Origin of the sequence: Pseudoalteromonas rhizosphaerae (genome assembly GCF_902498845.1) — a bacterium.
In the GTDB taxonomy this organism is placed as follows: domain Bacteria; phylum Pseudomonadota; class Gammaproteobacteria; order Enterobacterales; family Alteromonadaceae; genus Pseudoalteromonas; species Pseudoalteromonas rhizosphaerae.
In genome coordinates, this window is sequence record NZ_CABVLM010000004.1 from 352,997 (window position 1) to 374,631 (window position 21,635).

The 21,635-nt window shown below is 39.1% G+C and carries 23 protein-coding genes; 5 read left to right on the forward strand and 18 right to left on the reverse strand.

Going from position 1 to position 21,635, the window contains the following annotated elements; all coding sequences use genetic code 11:
• Positions 1-63: 63 nt before the first annotated feature.
• Both PSR9079_RS08675 and ggt read right to left on the reverse strand, forming a co-directional pair.
• The gene (locus PSR9079_RS08675) at positions 64-1,758 is read right to left on the reverse strand and encodes an NAD-dependent malic enzyme (RefSeq protein WP_149981161.1); all 1,695 of its coding nucleotides are present in this window, start codon (positions 1,756-1,758) and stop codon (positions 64-66) included.
• A gap of 161 nt (positions 1,759-1,919) precedes the next feature.
• Positions 1,920-3,713: a gamma-glutamyltransferase gene (gene ggt, locus PSR9079_RS08680; RefSeq protein ID WP_149981162.1), complete on the reverse strand. Its 1,794-nt coding sequence runs from the start codon at positions 3,711-3,713 to the stop codon at positions 1,920-1,922.
• Positions 3,714-3,801: 88 nt separating this feature from the next.
• Between ggt and rrtA the strand changes: the two genes are divergently transcribed.
• On the forward strand, positions 3,802-4,389 hold the full coding sequence (gene rrtA / locus PSR9079_RS08685) for a rhombosortase (protein ID WP_149981163.1): 588 nt from the start codon (positions 3,802-3,804) through the stop codon (positions 4,387-4,389).
• Between the two features lie 27 nt (positions 4,390-4,416).
• Here rrtA and PSR9079_RS08690 read toward each other — a convergent pair whose 3' ends face one another.
• From PSR9079_RS08690 to PSR9079_RS08720, 7 genes are all read right to left on the reverse strand, one after another.
• Positions 4,417-6,909, reverse strand: coding sequence for a S9 family peptidase (locus PSR9079_RS08690; protein WP_149981164.1), 2,493 nt, complete (start codon positions 6,907-6,909; stop codon positions 4,417-4,419).
• A 105-nt stretch (positions 6,910-7,014) separates the two neighbouring features.
• A complete protein-coding gene (locus PSR9079_RS08695; RefSeq protein ID WP_149981165.1) occupies positions 7,015-8,184 on the reverse strand; it encodes an endonuclease/exonuclease/phosphatase family protein in 1,170 nt (389 codons plus the stop codon).
• Positions 8,181-9,110: a YeiH family protein gene (locus PSR9079_RS08700; protein ID WP_149981166.1), complete on the reverse strand. Its 930-nt coding sequence runs from the start codon at positions 9,108-9,110 to the stop codon at positions 8,181-8,183. The genes PSR9079_RS08695 and PSR9079_RS08700 overlap by 4 nt, the downstream gene beginning before the upstream one ends.
• 19 nt (positions 9,111-9,129) lie before the next feature.
• Positions 9,130-9,354 (reverse strand): DUF2798 domain-containing protein, encoded by a 225-nt coding sequence (locus PSR9079_RS08705; protein ID WP_145233348.1) that lies wholly within the window; start codon positions 9,352-9,354, stop codon positions 9,130-9,132.
• A 47-nt stretch (positions 9,355-9,401) separates the two neighbouring features.
• A complete protein-coding gene (locus tag PSR9079_RS08710) occupies positions 9,402-10,550 on the reverse strand; it encodes a 5-(carboxyamino)imidazole ribonucleotide synthase (RefSeq protein ID WP_149981167.1) in 1,149 nt (382 codons plus the stop codon).
• Position 10,551: 1 nt separating this feature from the next.
• Positions 10,552-11,034, reverse strand: a complete 483-nt coding sequence (purE, locus tag PSR9079_RS08715) for a 5-(carboxyamino)imidazole ribonucleotide mutase (protein ID WP_145233343.1) — start codon at positions 11,032-11,034, stop codon at positions 10,552-10,554.
• Between the two features lie 153 nt (positions 11,035-11,187).
• Positions 11,188-12,774, reverse strand: a complete 1,587-nt coding sequence (locus PSR9079_RS08720) for an ABC-F family ATPase (protein WP_145233417.1) — start codon at positions 12,772-12,774, stop codon at positions 11,188-11,190.
• 301 nt (positions 12,775-13,075) lie between these two features.
• Between PSR9079_RS08720 and PSR9079_RS08725 the strand changes: the two genes are divergently transcribed.
• Positions 13,076-14,284, forward strand: a complete 1,209-nt coding sequence (locus PSR9079_RS08725) for a porin (RefSeq protein WP_149981168.1) — start codon at positions 13,076-13,078, stop codon at positions 14,282-14,284.
• A gap of 61 nt (positions 14,285-14,345) precedes the next feature.
• Here the strand turns inward: PSR9079_RS08725 and PSR9079_RS08730 are convergent, their stop codons facing one another.
• Positions 14,346-14,561, reverse strand: a complete 216-nt coding sequence (locus tag PSR9079_RS08730; RefSeq protein WP_149981169.1) for a hypothetical protein — start codon at positions 14,559-14,561, stop codon at positions 14,346-14,348.
• Between the two features lie 110 nt (positions 14,562-14,671).
• Here PSR9079_RS08730 and PSR9079_RS08735 point away from each other — a divergent pair, with 110 nt between their 5' ends.
• Positions 14,672-15,193 (forward strand): TetR/AcrR family transcriptional regulator, encoded by a 522-nt coding sequence (locus PSR9079_RS08735; protein ID WP_149981170.1) that lies wholly within the window; start codon positions 14,672-14,674, stop codon positions 15,191-15,193.
• 334 nt (positions 15,194-15,527) lie between these two features.
• On the opposite strand, the gene PSR9079_RS24245 is transcribed toward PSR9079_RS08735, so the two are convergent.
• Positions 15,528-15,848 carry an alpha/beta hydrolase-fold protein gene (locus PSR9079_RS24245; protein WP_425468852.1) on the reverse strand — a complete coding sequence of 107 codons (321 nt, stop codon included), beginning with the start codon at positions 15,846-15,848 and terminating at the stop codon, positions 15,528-15,530.
• Positions 15,849-15,974: 126 nt separating this feature from the next.
• Positions 15,975-16,472, reverse strand: a complete 498-nt coding sequence (locus PSR9079_RS08745; protein WP_149981172.1) for a GNAT family N-acetyltransferase — start codon at positions 16,470-16,472, stop codon at positions 15,975-15,977.
• 81 nt (positions 16,473-16,553) lie between these two features.
• Here PSR9079_RS08745 and PSR9079_RS08750 point away from each other — a divergent pair, with 81 nt between their 5' ends.
• Positions 16,554-16,757, forward strand: coding sequence for a hypothetical protein (locus PSR9079_RS08750; protein WP_149981173.1), 204 nt, complete (start codon positions 16,554-16,556; stop codon positions 16,755-16,757).
• 20 nt (positions 16,758-16,777) lie between these two features.
• Here the strand turns inward: PSR9079_RS08750 and PSR9079_RS08755 are convergent, their stop codons facing one another.
• From PSR9079_RS08755 to PSR9079_RS08785, 6 genes are all read right to left on the reverse strand, one after another.
• Positions 16,778-17,122, reverse strand: a complete 345-nt coding sequence (locus tag PSR9079_RS08755; protein WP_149981174.1) for a hypothetical protein — start codon at positions 17,120-17,122, stop codon at positions 16,778-16,780.
• A 194-nt stretch (positions 17,123-17,316) separates the two neighbouring features.
• Positions 17,317-17,700, reverse strand: a complete 384-nt coding sequence (locus PSR9079_RS08760; RefSeq protein WP_149981175.1) for a hypothetical protein — start codon at positions 17,698-17,700, stop codon at positions 17,317-17,319.
• 92 nt (positions 17,701-17,792) lie between these two features.
• Positions 17,793-18,080: a hypothetical protein gene (locus PSR9079_RS08765; RefSeq protein WP_149981176.1), complete on the reverse strand. Its 288-nt coding sequence runs from the start codon at positions 18,078-18,080 to the stop codon at positions 17,793-17,795.
• An 824-nt stretch (positions 18,081-18,904) separates the two neighbouring features.
• Positions 18,905-19,309, reverse strand: a complete 405-nt coding sequence (locus PSR9079_RS08770; RefSeq protein WP_149981177.1) for a hypothetical protein — start codon at positions 19,307-19,309, stop codon at positions 18,905-18,907.
• 96 nt (positions 19,310-19,405) lie between these two features.
• A complete protein-coding gene (locus PSR9079_RS08775) occupies positions 19,406-19,837 on the reverse strand; it encodes a hypothetical protein (RefSeq protein ID WP_149981178.1) in 432 nt (143 codons plus the stop codon).
• A 662-nt stretch (positions 19,838-20,499) separates the two neighbouring features.
• Positions 20,500-21,165 carry a hypothetical protein gene (locus PSR9079_RS08785; protein WP_149981179.1) on the reverse strand — a complete coding sequence of 222 codons (666 nt, stop codon included), beginning with the start codon at positions 21,163-21,165 and terminating at the stop codon, positions 20,500-20,502.
• 130 nt (positions 21,166-21,295) lie between these two features.
• Here PSR9079_RS08785 and PSR9079_RS08790 point away from each other — a divergent pair.
• Positions 21,296-21,635 (forward strand): IS110 family transposase (locus tag PSR9079_RS08790; RefSeq protein WP_149980939.1); only part of this gene is annotated, 340 nt, incomplete at its 3' end.

Here is a 21,635-nt window from a genome sequence, read left to right on the forward strand (position 1 = left end):
AGCATAAAAAAACAGGCCGAAGCCTGTTTCTAGATAATTTACTAGTTAATCAGCAGTGATCGCTTAGATACTACAACGTTTGTAATTACGGTATTTTGGTAACCAGTAATTTCTGTCAATTGCTGCCCATAACATATCATCGCTGATCTCAAGCGCTGCCCCCTCTTCGATGGCTTTTTTAGCCACCCCAAAAGCAATGCGTTTACTCAGTGTTTCAATTTCTGTTAGTGCAGGTAGTAAACTCCCTTTACCGGTATTAGCCCGAGGTGATGATTCTGCCAATATTTCACTCGACACCATGAGCATTGCATCAGTAATACTGGTGGCTTTCGCCGCAATAACACCTAAACCAATACCTGGGAAAATATAGCTGTTATTACATTGTGGAATTACAAATGTTTCACCGTCATAAACAACCGGTGCAAATGGGCTGCCAGTTGCAACAATCGCTTTGCCTTGTGTCCAATTGATCACATCTTCCGGCAGTGCTTCAACTTGCTTAGATGGGTTACTCAACGGGAAAATAACTGGTTGCGCGCAACCACTATACATGGCACGAATGACTTGCTCAGTAAATAAACCCGGTTGCCCTGATACACCAATGAGAATATCAGGAGCTGTGCAGTGCATCACATCTAGCAATGAGGCGTATTCACCGCTGTATGTCCAATCAGCTAATTTATCTGTAGGTTGAGCAAGTGCTTGCTGGAAGTCGCGCAGTCCTTCCATACCTTGTGTTAACAAACCAAAACGATCAACCATGAAAACTTGGCTGCGGGCTTGTTCGTCAGAAATACCTTCCGACACCATTTGCGTAATGATTTGCTCGGCAATACCACAACCTGCGGAGCCTGCGCCTACAAACACTACTTTTTGTTCTGATAACTGTTCACTCTTCACACGACATGCAGCAAGTAACGAACCAACTGTAACCGCCGCTGTGCCTTGAATATCATCATTAAAACTACAAATTTCATCACGGTAGCGTTTTAATAAAGGCATTGCATTAGGTTGTGCAAAGTCTTCAAATTGTAATAACACATTTGGCCAACGACGCTTAACGGCTTTAATAAATAGATCTAAAAATTCATCGTATTCATCTTGTGCAATACGTTTATGGCGAGCACCCATATACATAGGATCGTTTAATAACTTTTCGTTATTCGTTCCTACATCAAGCATAACCGGTAGCGTATAGGCTGGGCTTATGCCACCACAGGCGGTATAAAGTGATAGCTTACCAATTGGAATGCCCATGCCACCAATACCTTGGTCGCCTAAACCAAGAATACGTTCACCATCGGTAACAACGATAACTTTTACTTTGCCTTTGGTCGCATTACGTAAAATATCATCGATTTGATAACGATCTTCATAAGAGATAAATAAACCGCGCGCGCTACGATAAATATCTGAGAATTTTTCACAGGCATCACCCACGGTTGGGGTGTAAATAATAGGCAACATTTCTTCAAGATGGTCACGCACTAAACGATAGTAAAGTGTTTCGTTGTTATCTTGGATGGCACGTAAATAAATGTGTTTATTTAGGTTGTCTTTAAAACTTGAATATTGTTGGTAACAACGTTCAACCTGTTCTTCAATCGTTTCATAGCGAGGAGGCAGTAATCCCGCAAGGTTGAAACTTTCACGCTCTTTTTGAGTAAATGCACTGCCTTTATTTAAGAGTGGCGTTTCGATCAGACCAGGGCCTGAGTGATGAATATAAAGATAATTTGGGTCAGTATTTGTAGTCATAAGTCCAAGCTTAACGAAGTCTTTAAGTTACGATCTGTCATTATTACTGTTGAATATTAAAAAGCAATGATATTCAATCTTGTCAGACCATTAGGAGAAAATAAGACGTGTGTGCTTAACACACACGTAAAAATAGATTGTACATTAAATCACGATGTCAATTAAGGCTTATTCACTGGCATTTCGTGCTCTTTAAGAACAATACTTTGCTCACTTAAAGCGATCCCTTCGCGGCGAGGATCTGCGGCACCAAATAAAGTGCCATTGACGACTTCAACCGCATGCAAGCCAGAGTTTAAATCGACCACTTTTACTGTATGACCCCGCTTTTGTAAATCAGGAATAATTGCCTCGATAGCGGTGCCTTTTTCAATACTAGTGTAATTATTATTACGATTAGTAATTCTTGGCAAGTCAATGGCTTGTTGAGCAGTTAGTTGCCAATCTAATACGCCAATAACTACTTGCGCGACATAGTCGATAATTCGGCTACCGCCAGGTGAGCCGACCACTAAGCGTAAACTGCCATCGTTATTAAACACCATCACCGGTGACATTGAGCTGCGCGGGCGTTTACCTGCTTCAACGCGGTTGGCTAATAATTTGCCGTTTTTGCGCGGCGACAAAGCAAAGTCGGTTAATTGGTTGTTTAATATATAACCGTTCACCATAACCGTTGAACCAAACGCCATTTCTATTGAGCTGGTCATTGATACCGCGTTCCCTTCACTGTCAACAATAGATACATGGGTAGTAGATGGCAATTCATACGCATCATCTTGTGCGTAACTTAGTAATGGACGAGGCTGCCCTGCATAGGCTTTTTCATCTCGCTCACTTATTAATTTTGTTCGTTGCTCGATATAGCGTTTATCGAGTAGCTCATTAGTAGGAATATCTGCAAAATCAGGGTCGCCCATATACACATTACGATCCGCAAAAGCGAGTCGCGATGCTTGACTAAAATAATGCAGGGCTTGTGCAGAATTAGCTTTAAATTGACCCATGTTCTTATCTTCAAGCAAAGCGAGAATTTGTAACACCGCGACTCCGCCACTGCTCGGTGGTGCCATAGAACATACTTTATAGCTATGGTACGGGGTGCAAACTGCGTCACGTTGTTTACTTTGATAATTAGCTAGATCGGTTAATGCTAAAGTGCCTGGCGCAACAATAGAATGAGTGACCGCAGCAACCATTTTCTTAGCGTTATCGCCTTTATAAAAAGCATCAATGCCTTTACTGGCGATTTTTTTGTAAACTTCAGCAAGTGGTTGGTTCGTTTTAACAGTGCCAACAGCAAGCGGTTTACCATCTGGGAAAAAATAATCACGGATCACCGGAAGTGTTGTCACCCCAGGATTTATTTGTTTGGCTAATAAAGCATGTAAACGCGGCGATACTACAAATCCTTGTTCAGCAAGTTCTATGGCTGGTTTAAACAGCTCCGCCCATGCAAGTTTGCCATATTGTTGATGCGCTTTAGCGAAGGCATGCAATAAACCAGGTACACCCACTGAACGGCCGCCAACCACTGCTTCAATCCAAGGTGCCGCGTTACCTTTTTCATCTAAAAACAATGTTTCGTCAGCATTACTTGGTGCTGTTTCGCGGCCATCAAAGCTGGTTAGCTTATTATGACCTTTGTCAAAATACAGCATAAAAGTCCCACCACCGATCCCGGATGATTGCGGCTCGACCAAAGTCAGCACTAATTGTGTTGCAATGGCAGCATCAACAGCACTGCCGCCCTTAGCGAGTATGGTTTGTCCAGCTTTAGCTGCATAGGGGTTTGCCGCAGCAACCATATACTGCTGACCGGTGACATGTTGCTTTAGTTGATGGCCAGTGGCGGCTTCTGGCTCGCGTACTTCCCGTGGTGTTTGAGTGGCTAAAACCGGTAAAGTAAAAAGAGTTAAACTAAAGACGACGCTGGTTTTAAAAGGTAAAAACATAAAAAGACCTTAATTGCATTGAGATGTTTGGCATCTTAAAGTTAAACGGGCACAATATGCAAAATTTTGCTGTAAAAATAAGAATAAAATGGTCAATTTACCACTTCAACCCCGATATATTTTACCCCCGCTGTGTTTAATGGCATTAAGCGCCCTATTTGCAGCGTTTAATTTAAATGATGTTTTAGAGTTTAATCGCCAGCTCATTGACCAAGGCCAAGTTTGGCGTTTGATCACGAGCCAATATGTGCATGCTAACTGGGCGCACTTAGCATTAAATTGTGCCGGTATCGTACTGATATGGGCGTTACATGCTGAGCATACAAAACCGACGCAATATGCATTGCACACCTTGTTTTTGGCTGCTTGGTGCGGTATTGGGGTTTACTTTTTTTGTCCTGACATTCACATTTACACCGGATTGAGTGCACTACTGCATGGTGTCATTGTGTGGGGGGCAATCAAAGATATTGAAGTTGGCATGAAAAGCGGCGGTTTATTGTTTATCGGTATTTGGCTTAAAATTGCTTATGAACAATTTCATGGCCCCAGTGCTGAAGTGAGTAAATTAATTGCCTCTCGGGTTGCTGTTGATGCTCACTTAATAGGTGCAATTGGCGGAATAGTACTCGCAACGCCACTGCTGATCAATTATATAAAAAAACGCCAAGCATAAGCTTGGCGTTGTCTAACATTTAAGTGCTTATAAACTTTCTTTAAATAGTTTATGAATACGACGGTATTCATCTAACCAACTAGAAGGCTGTACAAAACCATGTGGTTCGACTGGAAATATAGCCGTTTCAAAGTTTTCTTTTTCAAGCTCAATTAAACGCTGTACTAAGCGTACTGAGTCTTGGAAAAACACATTATTATCAACCATAGGGGCGTTGATCAATAAGCGGTTTTTAAGTCCCTGCGCATAATATATAGGCGAACTTTTTTCATACGCAATTGGATCAACATCTGGGTGATTTAAAATGTTTGATGTGTATGGACCATTATAGTGTGCCCAATCGGTAACTGGACGAAGCGCAGCCCCTGCTTGAAATAAATCAGGCTGAGTAAATAACGCCATAAAGGTCATAAAGCCACCATAAGAGCCGCCATATGTACCCACAGCACCGGTATCAACATTGGCATTTTCAGCCATCCATTTAACACCATCGGCTAAATCTTCAATTTCTGGGGTACCCATTTGACGGTAAATCGCCGTACGCCAATCACGTCCATAACCTTTTGATGCGCGATAATCCATGTCCATCACTACATAACCTTCAGAGGCTAGTAATGAATGAAACATAAATTCGCGGAAGTAACCTGACCAACCCATGTGTGAGTTTTGTAGATAACCTGCACCATGGTTAAAAATGATCGCTTTGCGGTTTTTGCCGCTCTCACCTTCTACGTAGTCTGCTGGGTAATATACTTTAGCGTATACCGGTTGTTCAGTATGACTTGACGGTACCGCAACAATTTTAGGCGCAATTAATTGTTTTGCTAAAAATTCACTCGATACTGTATGAGTTAGCTGCGTTGCAGTTGTATTCGCTTTTGCATCAGCAACATATAACTCTGGTGGAGCCATGATTTTGGAATGTGTTAACAATAATTTGCTTTGATCAGGGCTTAATTTATAGTCGGTCATACCGTCTAAGTTGGTTACTTGCTCTGATTTTGCCGTTTGTGGATCAACGCGGTAGATTTCATATAGACCAGGATGCTCAACATTGGCTTTGTAGTAAATTGCACTGTCGTCATCTGTTAGTGTGAGGTTCGATACGACAAACCGGCCTTTGGTAAGTTGTGTTGCTTTACCATTGAGTGGTTTTTTATATAGGTGGCTATAGCCAGTTTCTTCAGATAAATAATACAAGGTATCTGAATTATTTAACCAGCCAAAATCGTTATAAGCATAGTTAACCCATGCATCATCGTGTAAACGATGTTGTGAAACAAGTTTGGAATTTTTAGTATCAACAGTAGCTAACCAACGGTCTTTGTTATCCCATGCTTCAAGCATAATCGCGACTTGCGTGCCGGCTTTGTTCCAGACGATAGCACTTTGATCCCATCCCCAATCCATCATTAGGTTGATAGCACGAAGTTCTTTTTTAGATTCATATGTTTTGCCGTCACGGGCATAGTTTTCTTTTTTAACTGCCGCTAATACATCTTCATCAAAACCAGGTAAGGTATCAAATGCGAGTACTGTTTGCGTTTGCTCAGTTAAATCTATGTAGATAAATTGCGAGGTTTGTGGTTTTTCATCAGCAACACGACGACGTACTTTTTCAGCTTTTACCCGTGCATCATCAGCAATATAGTTTGGCATGATGTCGGCTTCATCTCGCCAAGGTCTGGCTTCAGTGACAACAGCAATTAAGGCTTTACCATTTGGAGATAACTGCACATCGGCTAACTCATTGCCTTTACCTAAGTAAAACTGAGCATTGGCAATTGAACTATTTTGCTGGTTGAGTTGCTCTTTGCGCGCTTGTTTATCTTTTTTATTTTTATGGGTCAGCGCAATGTAATCAATCAGTTTATGCTGTTCTTTAGCGATGTAAGTTTCAGGCTCTGTAACTCCTTTTGGTGCATCGCTCAAATGAAGATTTACAAGCTCAGCTTGCAGTCCCGTTGCCAGATCTACTTTATAAAAAGTGTTTGCTTGACGATAAGCTAAATTACCATCAGTTAAAAATTGTGGTTTAGATTGTTTAGCACTGTCGTGAGTAATTTGTGTAATTGCACCTGTATTAATGTTCTTTACAAATATATTACCTTCAAATACATAAGCTTGCTGTGTACGATCCGCTGAATAAACAGCATCATCAGCCCCTAATGTATGCAACTTATTTAACGCTACTTGGCTTGCAGCTTGGCTATCAACAGCTTGTGTAAATAAGTCTCGTAGCTCATTACCTTGTTGCTTTTGCGCATAGACAACTGTTTTTGAATCAGCAGCCCAAAACGCACGCTCTGCTTGGCGGCCTAACCAATCAGGATGAGCCATTGCTTGCTCAAGTGTGATTGCGCTGCTGCCTTTATCAGCAGGCGTTACAACAACGCTGGCAACAGTTGATTGTGGTTGCTCTGTAGGGGTAGATGCGGTTGATTGACAACCGGACAACATAACGCTGGACGCGACGGCAAGTGCAATTAAGGTTTTTTGAGTAGAAGATTTAAAAATCATAGGGCTTCTGTAAGGTTATTGTAATTCCCCCAATTTAAGCAGAAGCACCTATGTAATAGCAATTATTTCAGACAAACAGCCAAACTTTGCTGTTTAATAACCAAGTTACTTTATAGAAATATCTAACCACACCATGCGATGATCTGACGATGCATTACGATCTTTAATTAACCGGTACAACTCGCTACTTTTAGTTGGCCAAAATACCCCACCATCATGGACTTCAATGCCATAACTTGAAGGCAAAACATAATCTGCACGAGCTTGCCAGTTTGCAGTGTAAGCCGCTGCATACTTTTCACTGTAGCTGGTTTTAGCGCCCTTACTGGTTGGTGTAAATTTGCTGTTTATTAATGGATTTTTTAAAAGTTGATCCGTTGTTTCTGGGCGTTTTTTATCTCCTTCAGGAGCCGCATTTAAATCTCCGACTATAACAAATCGTGATTTTTCAGCTAACCCGCCTTTGACACCATGATCGTCATAGAGGTAATCTGCGCTGGCGATATAATCTTTAATCAAACGTACTTCATCATGATTACGTAAGCCGTTTCTATCTTCAGCACCATCAAATACAGGAGGCGTTGGGTGCGATGCAATAACGTGCAGCGTTTTACCTTTTACAGTAACCGGAATATCCCAAAACGATTTTGAACTGAGTCTCAAAGCTTGCCATTCTTCGTTGTTATACCAATTTTCACCTGTAGTTGGATCAATAGGCATTTTAGCATCTGGCATGTCTTTGTATTTAAAGGTTTGTAAGGTACGAATTTTATCAAAATCAATTGGGTAGCGAGATAAAACGGCCATACCATAATGGCCTTCAAAAAAGCCAAAACCAAATGCATCCCCTTTAATACCAGTTGCTTGGCCGTCATTATCTAGATCAAATGGCGTTTTCAAACCTGTGTTTACTGGGCCTACATAGCTGTACGGATAATCTATAGCGGGCTGTTTATTTTGGCTTTTAGCAAGGTAGTGCGTTTTAAAATAATCAATGCCTTGCGCTTTGCTGACATAATCAAATTCATTTAATAATAAAATGTCAGGGCGAATACGTTGAATGATCTCGGCAATATTTTTGATTTGTGGATGATTTGTTTGTAACGCATTTACCAGGCCATTAGGATCAACGTCCTTATCATTTTCAGCATAATTTGTTGCATCCATGCTCACATTAAACGTGGCTACACGTAAAGATGATGCGGCCAATGCTGAGTTAGAAAAACCACTGATTAATAGGCACGCTAATGTGGCGATAGAAAACTGCTTCTTCATACGATATATCCATCTAAAATTAATAACAAAATGACACTACTTACGACTATCCATAAAATAATTGCCATTATAAAGGGCTTTAGTCCTGCTTGTTTTAATACAGCCAGTGATAAGCCACTGCCAATTAAGAATAAAGTCATTACCAATAGTTGCTTTGCTACGGTGTTGATCAGCTGCCAGAGATCCGTAAATTGAGGTAAATACGTATTGATCAATGCAGCAGCTAAAAAGCCAACAATAAATAAAGGAATGCTGGCCTTTTCTTCTGAGCGCCAAAAGACACCTGCAATCGTAGTGTAGGGAATGATCCACATCGCACGTGTGAGCTTAACTGTTGTAGCAATACTTAGTGCCACAGCTCCATAAGCTGCTGACGCCCCTACTACACTGCTGGTATCATGAATAGCTAACGCTGCCCATAAACCAAATTGGTGTTGGCTTAAACTAAAGTAATGACCAATGGTTGGAAATAGTAGCAAACCGACACCGTTTAATAAAAACACTACACCAAGTGCAACCGCTACTTCGTGATCTTTAGCTTTAATTACCGGTGCCATTGCTGCAATCGCACTGCCTCCACAAATAGCCGTACCGAATGATATTAATACACCTGTGTTACGATTTAATTTAAAGACTTGCGTTAAAATTTCACCAAGACCAATGATCGCTGTAATACTGACTATGGTCAGTGCCAGCGAACTGCGACCAACTTCAATCACCTGATTAAAATCAACAGCAAAACCTAAGCCAACCACCGCGGCTTTGAGCATCCATTTACTTGCCTTTTGGGATAGCTCTGCAAATGGATTACCGAGCAAAATTGCAAACATCGCGCCACAAATTAGGGCACTACCACCACCAATTAAAGGGGTGATACACAGGCCAAAACAAAGCAGGTATAGAGGCTTTTTAATCCGTTCAGACACAGACAAAATAATCCCTTCGTTACGAGCGCACAATCTTTGTAGTGAGCTTATGCACAACTGGCGCTACAAGAATTACGGTAGGAAATGCGACACAAAATGCAAAAGCCCACGCCGCTAACCAAATAGAAACTATGTTATCAATTAAACCAACATTAAAAATTGAAATTACCAATGACATAAAACCAGACATAAATAATGCCATGAAAAAAGCGAATACCACGGTTCTGTATTTAGCGCTAATCATAAAACCATTCCTCAAGTAAAAAGCCGAGATAAACTCGGCTTTTTTAGTTAATTTAAAATCAACGCGGTGCTGGCCGCTAATACGCCGGGATAATCTTCCTCCGGAAGATACTCCGACAATTGTGCTAAGCGTTCACCTAACTCATGAAGGTTCGCAGCAGATACATTAATATGGCCCATTTTACGACCAGGCTTTGCTGTTTTACCATACCAATGACTCGTAACCTCAGCAATGCTTAGTACTTGCTGAGGGATCGCTGCTTGTCCGAGCACATTCACCATTGCCGTAACACGCTGCAATTGTGTGCTACCTAATGGCAGCCCAGCGACTGCACGCATATGATTTTCAAATTGACTACAATGCGCGCCTTGTTGGGTCCAATGACCAGAATTATGAACCCGAGGAGCAATTTCATTGACCAATAACTGCCCTGCCACATCGAAAAACTCAATCGCCAATACACCAACGTAATCAAGCTCATTAGCCAATTTATTAAATGCATCTTCAGCTTGTTGTTGAATCACAGATTTTTCTTTACCGGCGATAGATAAGGTTAAAACACCATTGGTATGCTGGTTTTCAGTAAGTGGGTAAATAGCGGTATTACCACTTTTATCGCGAACACCTATGATTGATACTTCACGATCAAATGGGATCATTTGTTCGGCAATAATAGTGTGTGGCGCGGATTCAGTACCGGAGGCAATAAAATCAGCCATTTGTGACCATATCTGCTCAATTTGATCATCTGATTTTAAACGCCACTGGCCTTTTCCATCGTAACCGGCTTGACAGGTTTTGATCACTAATGGCTTACCCAAGCTAGCAACGGCTTGTTCTAAATGGGCTTTTTCAGTGATTAACTGATATGGTGCGCACTTAACCGCGGTTTTACTTAGTAATGCTTTTTCTAGGGCGCGATCGCCACCCGTTTTAATCGCGGCTTTACCCGGATAAAACTTTTTGCTTGCACAGCATAGCGTTAGCACATCATCAGGAATATGCTCAAACTCAGCAGTGATCGCATGAGCATCTACAATGGCTTGCTCTAACGTTGTAGTATAGATTTGCCCAGTTAATGGGTGAACAATTTTTTTACTACCAACATCATACGCAACCACATTTAAATTCAATGGCGCACCAGCTAAACACATCATACGTGCTAATTGGCCGGCTCCTAAAATTAAAATAGTCATATTACTCTGCTGGATTTGGGTTAGCTAAAATAGTTTCGGTTTGTTCTTTACGGAACGCTTCAACTTTGGCGAATATCTCCGGTTGCTGACAACCTAAAATCTGTGCAGCTAATAATCCCGCATTTGCAGCACCAGCTTCACCAATTGCTAATGTACCTACCGCAACACCTTTTGGCATTTGGCAAATCGACAGCAATGAATCAATGCCATTTAACGTTTTAGACTTAACCGGCACACCTAATACTGGTAACGATGTGAAAGCAGCGGCCATACCTGGTAAATGCGCTGCACCACCGGCACCGGCAATAATTACTTTAATACCACGTTCTGCTGCTGAACTTGCGTAATCAGCGAGTAGTTGAGGAGTACGATGAGCCGATACAACTTTAGTTTCGTAAGCGATGCCAAATTTATCTAGCATGATCGCCGCATGTTCCATAGTTGGCCAATCTGACTTGGAACCCATAATAATGCCAACAGTCATAAATACTCCTCAGTAATGGTTTTAATACCTATAGCGGACTTATGTCCGCATTAAAGGCGGTTATTATACACGTATTAATTGTTAAATTGCGAATATCGAGTAACAAAAAAGCCATGACTAGCATGGCTTTTTGAGCAGTAAGTAAATTGAGCTTTAGCCTTCTTTACTGGCTAAATATTCAGAGTAAGTACCTCTGAAATCAATTATTTTGCCGTCTTTGATCTCCCAAATACGGGTTGCAACTGAGGATACAAATTGACGGTCGTGAGATACAAACATTAACGTACCTTCATATGCTTCTAGCGCAAGGTTTAATGCTTCTATTGACTCCATGTCCATGTGGTTCGTTGGCTCATCCATTAATAGGATATTTGGTTTATGCATCATAATCTTACCAAATAGCATGCGGCCTTGCTCACCACCAGATATTACTTTTACAGACTTTTTAATATCATTTTGTGAGAACAACATACGGCCTAAGAAACTGCGAACAACTTGTTCATCATCGCCTTCTTGCTGCCATTGCTCCATCCACTGAAATAAGTTCATATCGGTGGCAAATTCATCAGCATGATCTTGCGCATAATAACCGATATTATGGTTTTCAGACCATTTAAACTCGCCTTGCTTCGGTGCCAAACGACCTGCTAAAGTATTTAATAGTGTTGTTTTACCAACCCCATTTTCACCGATGATAGCGATACGCTCGCCTACTTCAACTAAGCCTTCAAGGCCAGTGAACAGCATATCGTCAAAACCTTGGCCTAAGTTTGTTAATTCAAGGGCATTACGGAATAACTGTTTTTCTTGCTCAAAACGAATGAACGGTGTTTGACGTGACGATGCTTTAACTTCATCTAATTGAATCTTGTCAATTCGCTTGGCACGAGATGTTGCTTGCTTTGCTTTAGATGCATTAGCTGAAAAACGCGAAACAAACTGTTGTAGCTCGGCAATTTGATTTTTCTTCTTGGCATTTTCACTTAATAAGCGTTCACGAGCTTGCGTTGCTGCAAACATATATTCGTCATAGTTACCTGGGTATATACGCAATTCACCATAGTCAATATCAGCCATATGCGTACATACAGAGTTTAAGAAATGACGGTCATGGGAAATGATGATCATTGTGCAATCACGTTGATTCAGTACATCTTCGAGCCACTTGATAGTATAAATATCCAAGTTATTAGTTGGCTCATCGAGTAGCATGATATCTGGATCTGAAAATAACACTTGCGCAAGAAGCACACGCAGTTTAAAACCAGGAGCAATCTCTGACATCGGACCGTAATGCTGATCAGTTGCAATACCTACGCCCATTAGTAGCTCGCCGGCTTTAGATTCTGCAGAATAGCCATCCATTTCAGCAAACTCAGTTTCAAGATCGGCAACCTTCATGCCATCCTCTTCACTCATTTCAGGCAAGCTATAGATTCGATCACGCTCTTGTTTAATTGCCCACAGCTCTTTGTGGCCCATTATCACAGTATCAATAACTGAATATTCTTCGTAAGCGAATTGGTCTTGGTTTAGTTTAGCAACACGTTCATTTGGATCAGTACTTACATTACCAGCTGACGGCTCCAGTTCCCCACTTAAGATTTTCATAAATGTTGATTTACCACAGCCATTTGCGCCAATTAAACCATAGCGGTTACCTTCGCCAAATTTAGCTGAAATATTCTCAAATAACGGTTTAGCACCAAATTGCATGGTGATGTTAGCTGTACTGATGATAGCGCTACCCTCCAACGGGGAAAATCAAAGAAATAAAATTGGCTGGAGTGTAAACCAAATAGGCCTATTTTTCCATGAATTATTAGCTTTGTGGGCTATAGCTGCTGTCCATCGAAATAAGCTAATTTAGGTCAATTTATTATGCTAGTATTGTGTAGCTGCGCACAAAAAGAACATAAATTAACAATTCAAATTTCCTCTATCATTTTTTGATGATATTTTTTCACTTTAGCCATTAATTTAGCTTTGTTAGTCTGCGCGACCAAAGGACAATGATAAATAGCACACAAGGCAATATTAAATGAATAGAAAATTAATTGGGGTCATCATCGCAAGCGCGTTGATAGCACCGAGCGTAAACGCTGTTGAGGTTTATGATGACGGAAAAAACAATTTAACCATCGGTGGTTTTATTGACGCCAGAATAATCCACACACAAGGGCAAACTGAAATAGTTAATGGTGCATCACGGATTAGCTTTGATTTTAGTCGCAAACTAAAAGATCAGTGGTCAGCTTTAGCCTTATTAGAATGGGGTGTAAACCCTGTTGGTAGTAGCGATATTATCTATAACAACCGCTTTGAATCTATTCAAGATAAATTTTTATATAACCGACTTGGTTATGTAGGTATAGCACATGAAAAATACGGACAAGTGACAATTGGTAAACAATGGGGTGCTTGGTACGACGTAGTTTATAGTACTAATTACAGCCTAGTGTGGGATGGCAATGCAGCCGGTGTTTACACTTACAACAAAGACGATGGTGCAATTAATGGTACCGGGCGCGGTGACAAGTTATTGCAGTATCGTAATACGTTCGGTGATTTTAGTATTGCAACACAAGTGCAATTTAAAAATAATGATTTTTATACTTGCGATATCGAAGCCATTTCTGAAGCTGCTTGTCAGACTTTGTGGGAAAATGGCAGTGATCTTGCTCAACAAGTAGAATTTAATTCAACCTATGGGGCAGCCGTTACCTATTCAGTAAGCGACGACTTAAAACTTTCTGCTGGGTTTAACCGCGGAGAACTGACCGTAAATTACGCAGCAGGACGAATTCAGTCTGTTAATGATTTTATTTATGGCGCAGGCGTTACTTGGGGTAACTTCAACAATGATGGCCTTTATTTTGCCGCAAATATCAACAAAAATGAAAATCATGATACCGATAACTTAGGCCGTCTGATCAAAGACGCGATTGGGGTAGAGTCTTTATTATCTTATAAGTTTGATAATGACATTCGTACCTTCATTGCATATAACGTCTATGATGCTGGAACAGATTACGTGATCCAACCAAATTTTAACGCCGACCCTAATGACAACTTTAAACGTCAATTTACAGTACTTGGCTTTCACTATCTATTCGACGAAGATACGATTTTTTACATTGAAGCACGTAAAGACTTTAGTGATTTTTCAAGTGCCGATAAAGAGCAAGAATATCAAATGGGTCTATCAGAAGATGATGGCATTGCATTTGGTTTTCATTACACATTATAACTAGAACATATAACTAGAACACTGACAGGCTGATTATTTAATCAGCCTGTTTTGCTAATATTTAGCACCCGCTGCGATCACACTTTTTTGCTTTACCTTTAGTTGCAAACGCTTTTGTCAAAGCCAAATAACCTTCCTTAGGTCCTAAAATTATCCATAACATTAAAATTCCCCCCGGTAATAAAATTGCTTTAAGTAATGGTCCTAGCATGTAAGAATAAAAAATAATAAATGGGATAAATAGTCCGTAACCAATAACTTTTTTGATAAAGTTCATATAAGTTCCTTGTTTAAATGAGCGTGCTCATAAATATAATTGAGCGCAGTCACTTTTTCAAGTAACTTCATCTTTACTATCACAAGTTAAATATAATTAATTGATATACAATGAATAAAAAAACGCAAACCTACAATAAAATTCTTACCTCGGCGTGGCTGTTATTCTTAGAGCAAGGTTATGCTCATACATCTACACGAGAAATTGCAAAAGCGGCTAATGTGGCCGTTGGTACTGTGTTTAGTCATTTCGAAAATAAAATCGACTTACTAAAAGCAGGAATGCAGCAACAAATAGATACGATCATTCATCAGGCTAGTTTAACTGATCGCCAACATGCACCAAGGCTTAAGTTACGTCACTATGCCCTACCGTTGTTTGAATTTTATTGTAATAACATTGAATTTAGTAAAATATTGATAAGCGATATGATTTGGCAAGCAGCTTTTTTTGAACAGCAAATGAGTGAGTTTAAAAAACGGCTGTTCAATGAACAGCAAGAGTTTGACGATATAAAAGCAAGTGTGATGTTAGATTGTTATTTTATGACCATTATTTCAGGGTTAAATGAACCTGCGCCAGAACCTGAAAAAATGCTACGCCAACTCACCAGCAAAATATCTATTCTTTAGCAACAACTTATTTCACGCTGTGTTTCACTTTGGGCATTAAATTTAAGCTTTTAACTTACCCTTTGTTTAAGTTAAAAGCTTAACTTAAAGTAATAGCGCTTTTCTATGTGGTTAAGTGCATTTTTATTTGACCTGAACCTGATTACTTTAAGAACTCTGTAACTGCCCTATTAGTAAATCGTTGTATCAATGAAGATCCCTCCAAAGCCAAATAAGCATAACTCTTGTGATACGTTTAATCGAATTACTAACTTTGATTTATCAAGCTCATAATTCCTTTTGATAGCTTTTAGTTAAAAATAACTCTTATGCAGAGTTATCTTAATTAATAAACTTAGTATGATGTGTTCTTTTGTAGTTTGTTACGCTTCAATAAAAGCCAAAATTGATTGGGGATCGATACCAAAATTGTATCCTGCTGCGCTGGTAGCTCAGCCATCACAGAATCCCACTGCGTAAGATTAAAGTTACCGTCGGTTCTAATGATCAAGGAGTAGCGTTTATTTGGCTCATAATTGCTAGGTAAACGAATAAACACTTTCCTACTTTCATCCAATTCCTTAGAGTAAATAGTGATGTCTTTAAAATTTGACGTGTAATGCGCGTTATATTTATAAATGACAATAGCGCATGCAATGAAGCCGGCTGTACTCAATAGAATTATGATTGCAGTGCGATTTAGTTTTTTTTATAGCAGCATAGCTTTCAGGTAAAGATTGTTTTAAAAAACAATCTTTACCTGTATTTTTAATTAAACTACCGTTATGTAACAAAGTATGATTTACAGTTGATACACCCATTGTTCACTCGCTACATGAGTGAATTTAAAACGGCGAAGTAATTGCTGGCTTTGGGTGTTTTCTATCGCCACTTTAGCCTTTAAATTAGTAATGCTCAACTCATTGCCTAACTGCGTAACAAGGGCTGTTATATTTGTTAGTATGAATGCTAATGCTTCAGACATATACCCATTCCCCCAATGATTTGGTGACAACTCAAAACCTAGCAAAGCAGTATCTTCTTCAATATCATATAAACCAATGCAGCCAATCAAGGTCGACGTATTTAATAAGTACATTCCAAAGCGCAGCGTATTTCCTTCATACATGCCAGTAATATCATCTTGGATCAGTTGTTTTACGTCATCACGCGTAAGTGGCACTGCATAGTCATTAAACTGAGCAACTAACGGCTCAGACAAAATAGCCCACAACGCACTACAGTCCCTATGCTTAATTGGCTTTAATGTGATTCGACTTAGTGCAAACTCATTGTTCATAAATAAAATTAAATTACGGCTTTAAAGCCCGCTATTATTCCCTTAAGATACCCGCCATACAAGTTAATAACTGAGCTAATTATGAATGACGAATTTAAAGTAATACAACCTACAACCACAGTGTATTGCCCAAAGCGCGGTGAAGGTTGGACCCTTACAGGTATTACTAGCATTAATGAATTTACATCTGTTATGTTTGATGGTGTTCGTTATACATTGCCAGCAAGAGAGATTGTAGAGCAGTTATTACCGAATCAATTAGCGCGTGAAAAGCAAAATAGCTAAGCTACTTATAAATATAAGATTTAACGTTTTAAAATATAGGTTCCAATTGGTGTATCAAGATGAAGATTATGTTTATCTACAAGTAATACTTCCCATTTAGTTGTCTCTCCAGCTGAGGTTACATGTAATATTTTCCCTTCTCTGTGATAAGGATGATACCTGTTACCATACTCTTTCATCATCTCAAGGATCCCCGCATCATCAATTTTGACAAAGTTACCATCTTTAATTTTTATGGTATTTGTATCTGAAGCAATGATTTGTGTTAATTTCCATTTAAATTGAATATCGTTTTCTTTTGAGAAAGTCGAAGTAGAGCATAGTAAAATGCTTAAAGTGAAAAAGTATTTAATAATATTTTTCATGTTTTTATTATCCATAAATCTAACTGAAAAATTAACCTTTAACCTATTGATGAACGGCCTAAAATGCCGATGATAAATAGTTTAAAGTTTGGTGTGCGCGAACGATAATACACAAACCAAATTAATGGCTGAATATACTAGCAGCTTACTGATTTGTTCTTCAAAGTTGAATCTGCTAGTAAGTGAATGACGCATTATTTGTATTGACTAAAATCAACCTCTTCTTTAATAAACTTACCACTAGCCAATAAAACACCTTCAATATCTGTTATTACTTGTAGATTATTTTTAGGGGCATGAATGAAAAAAGCCAAAGCCCATCTATCGTCATCTAATTCATATTCTCCATTTGGATATTTCCAGAAGGTCAGAAACTCATCTGCAGCTACGGCCATTGAAGCAATATCAAAAGAAGAGTATTGAGTTGGTTCAAAAGACTTAAGTTGATCAGGTTCAGCTTTTAATCCTTGTACGAGAATTTTTTGTATATCAGGATACTGAGGCCCCGTATGGTCTCCCAAAAATTCAATTAAAAGCTCTTCTGTTTTATATCCAGGTCTTACTAGAAATTTTTCCATCTTGGTTAACGCCTCATACACCAGATCAGTGTTTTGCATATTTAAAAAAAGATGTAATTAAGTATTCAAATTTTAATTGAACAATACAAAAACTATCGCTTTTTATCTGGAGCTACGCGATATAGTGCGGGCTTGTTATTTCTAATTACAGAGATAGTGTTGCCTTCAAATACTACTTGCTTCCACTCAATATTAAAACTGTCTTTATCAATAATAAGTGATTCATCGCCTGTAATTTCATAATCTAAAACTGGAGCATAAATTGGACCATCTTTGATACCGATAGTTGCTATGACGAAATTATCAGTAAAACAAAAATCCTCGATACGAGTGTCATCGATTATCGATAACATTAACCCTTCAAGTTTATTCTTTATCATCACGATCTCATTAGACAATAACTGCACCGCATAGTAGATCACTCTACTGGGCTGTGAGTGTATTTGAACTTGATTAAAATATGAATTAAGTTAGTTATACTTTCAATTGAGTCTATTTCAGCTGATACTTGAGTAACAAAAAATGCAGTCAAACCCGGCTCACCATTTCTCCCATTTTTTCTGTAGTCTAAACATAGCTGACTTTCACTGTGACCTGCTATTGATACAAGAAGCTCTTTATGATGTACATCGTTACAATTGCTAAACCAATCATTTTCAGAGGCTAGGCACCACTGAGATACGGAGCATATTCCATCGACGATAGAATCGCCAATTTGTTCAAGATATGAAAGACTGGGCTCTGATTGAAGATGCTTCAGAGCTTCTTGAGTAAATACTTATAACAAGGTATTTCATGGCACAACAGAAATTAACTTTTGAGGGATCATGTTCAAGGGTTTGCGCTATTAAACTCACGACATGTGGCGGCCCCACAGCTTCTGGGTTAGAAGGCTATATTTGTGAGAATTGCGCATCGTTTCTCGTAACTCAGCTCAAAGCTGGCTGTAAGCTCTTAACTAAACCATGTACCTACTGCGGAAACCAGCCAACGATTAAAATAACGTCGCGATATAATGTATGCCACTCTTGCGCTGTAAAAGCCTTGGAAGCAACTAGGAGGTGGTATAAAAGCAAATGATTACTGGATTACAGTGTTTAAGGGTAAGTATAAAAATAAAACAACCTGAACATTGTTATCCCTTTAATTGCATATGTAATCTAGGCTCATCATAAACCTAAAAATTAACTACTACAAAGAAAGACTAGGTAAATTTTCGTACCTTAATAACTTTACTTAATAACTGCTTTTTCGGGTAGTTAATTGTTAACTCAAATCGCTCGAATTGATTAAAAATCAATTCATAACAGTTGTTAGATAGCTCGTTAAAATCAGTTAATAGAAAGCTGTTGTAAAATGGCGTAAAACTATAAGTCGCTACTAGCTTAATCTGCTTATTTAAAATAACAACTTCACAGCCTTCTTCAAATAGGCAGTCCCAGTTAAGTAGAAGAAGATAATAATCAGCGAGCTCAAATTGTTTTTCTATTTCATAACCCGAGACTTGCAGTGCCGTTTTGTCACCGCAAACATATAAATAAGACTTTAAAGGGCGATCTTCGTACTTGCTTTTATGCTGCTGCAAACTAAATATTTTAATCGGAGTCAAAAGCTTTCCTTTTTGAATAATTCTGAGCTCGTAAATGTGTTGTAGTCTCTTGTTTGGTCTTCATTATAAAGAACAGCTAATTTAACTTAGGTTTCACTATCCACCCCATATAATTACGATAGCATTGTTATTAGATGCTGCGCTCTTTAAAAAATTAAACATTGAGTCAAACAGCCAAAAATCTGGCGAACAATTCACTTCATAGAGCAACTCTTGAAAATATGGCTTCGACTTGTTTTCTAGCTCCGTCACAATTGACGCGATCATTTCTTTGCCAACAAATACAACGTCGGGATCATCATATTCATTTGGTTCTGCACGGAGCTCCCCTTGGAATAACAAACTCAATGGTTCACCTTGGTTCTTTAATGCTAAGACCCAACCGGGTATTGATTCTTCAGCATCGCAAGATTCATAATTCTGAATCTCAATTTCTCCTAAAACATCATACCATTCGCTTTTCGCTACCTTTCCTTCGAAAGCAGACCGAACTTCGTTTTCAACTTTATAAAATGTACCGAAACTCATTTTTACCTCTAACGAGCCTGTAGATTAACTCGTTTTTTATTTATATTCCTTGATGGTTAAACCATAGCCGAGTTGCTATTTTGCTGCAATCGGCAACTGACTTTCATGTAAAATATAAAAAGACTTAGGATTATTTTAATTGGCATTTTTGAATGTATTCACTTTCGTTTATCTGTGCAAGGTCAATTTATTCATGCCTTTTAACTCTAATATTGCACAGTATTTTTTGACCTTTATTTGTCGATGTAGCTTACTTGCTGTCTGCCAACGCTTATCAGCTTACGGTGGATTTAGATCATTGGATCCGCCGCAGGATAAATTTGTGTTACTGGCGGCAATTGCGCACTTTACAAAGGAATAGCACGCATAAAGTACGCAGTTTAATGAAATTGGGTGTTAGTGAAAGACTCGCCATAGCATGTGGTATCACCAGTACCAAAAGTAGGCGCTTGGAAGCGAAGGCACTTGTAGAAGCTCAAAAACAAAAGGAATTAACATTGCATTAGGCAGTGATTACTTAGCTTCACAAGGGTTAGTGTCATTGAGAGATATTTGGATCAATACTCATTACGGGAGATGAACCGCCCATTGCACTTCCTGCTAATAGAAAGCGCATGATGTGTGGTGTGGGGGCTGTAGGTTAGAGACCTCCGGCTACCCGATTATGCGCCAAATTCCACATAGTTTAAATTTCCCAATTTATTAAAAGTAGTTGTTGGCTCTTGTTTAACAACCTCTTTGAACTGTATGTCACTATATAGGTTTTTACCATCAGCCTTTCGGAAAGCTCCGTTTTTAAACCCCTTAATCCATTGCTTATTCTCATAAGACACCTCAATACTTGTTCCACCGAAAATTGTTCTATTAATTTTATCTTCTGTGACTGTTTGTTTTAGAGGGTTTATCTCTATGTCAAAACCGCTACTTGTGTAAAAGCAGGTTTGGAACTCTACGGCGACGTCTTTTAAGGAGGCTGAAAAAAGATCAGGATTAAACCATATTATTAGCTCACTATAAGACTCATTACCGATTTTGGCTTCAAAGAGAACTTCAAAACCCAATTTTGATTCTGTTTCTCCATGGAGTGCATAGTATTTGTCGTGGCCTTTTGACTTAAGTTTATTCTTAAACGCTCTAATGCCGATATCCTGTCCTTTGGGAATACCATAAGGCCCGTGTATCACAAAGCTACTAGGCAGCTCTCCGAATTTAGAACTAAAAAAGTCTAGTAGCAGATCTACTAAATTCGGGCGGTGAATTCCACTTTGATCGGCTCCAATAGAATAGAGTTTGAGAGCAGTTAACTTTTCCTTTTTTCTAAAAATCATCCCAGACACTCTTTTGGCGCATAGACATAATGACTCCCACACGGTGTTAGCCTCCGCTTTTCGTGGGTTAGCTTAATTCAAAGCCAGAGCCATAATTAGTTTGTCTATCAACTAAACAGCAGAGGCTAACATGAATAAACATAGCATACTTTTTATCGGACTTGATACACATAAAGAATTCAATGAAGTCGCCTATATTGAAGAACATAGAGGTGCACAACCTGTTCACCTTGGTCGATTTTCCTCTTCCAAAGTTGCCGTTCAAAAGCTTGTTCGTCAGTTTGAATCTAAATACCCTGGCGCAACGTTACACTTTGTTTATGAAGCAGGCCCTTGTGGTTATTGGATTTACAGATTAATCACAAGCCTTGGCCATTGCTGTTATGTGGTTGCCCCGTCTCTTATTCCTAAAAAACCAGGCGAGAAGATTAAAACCGATAAACGTGATGCCCTTAAGCTCGCTAAATTAC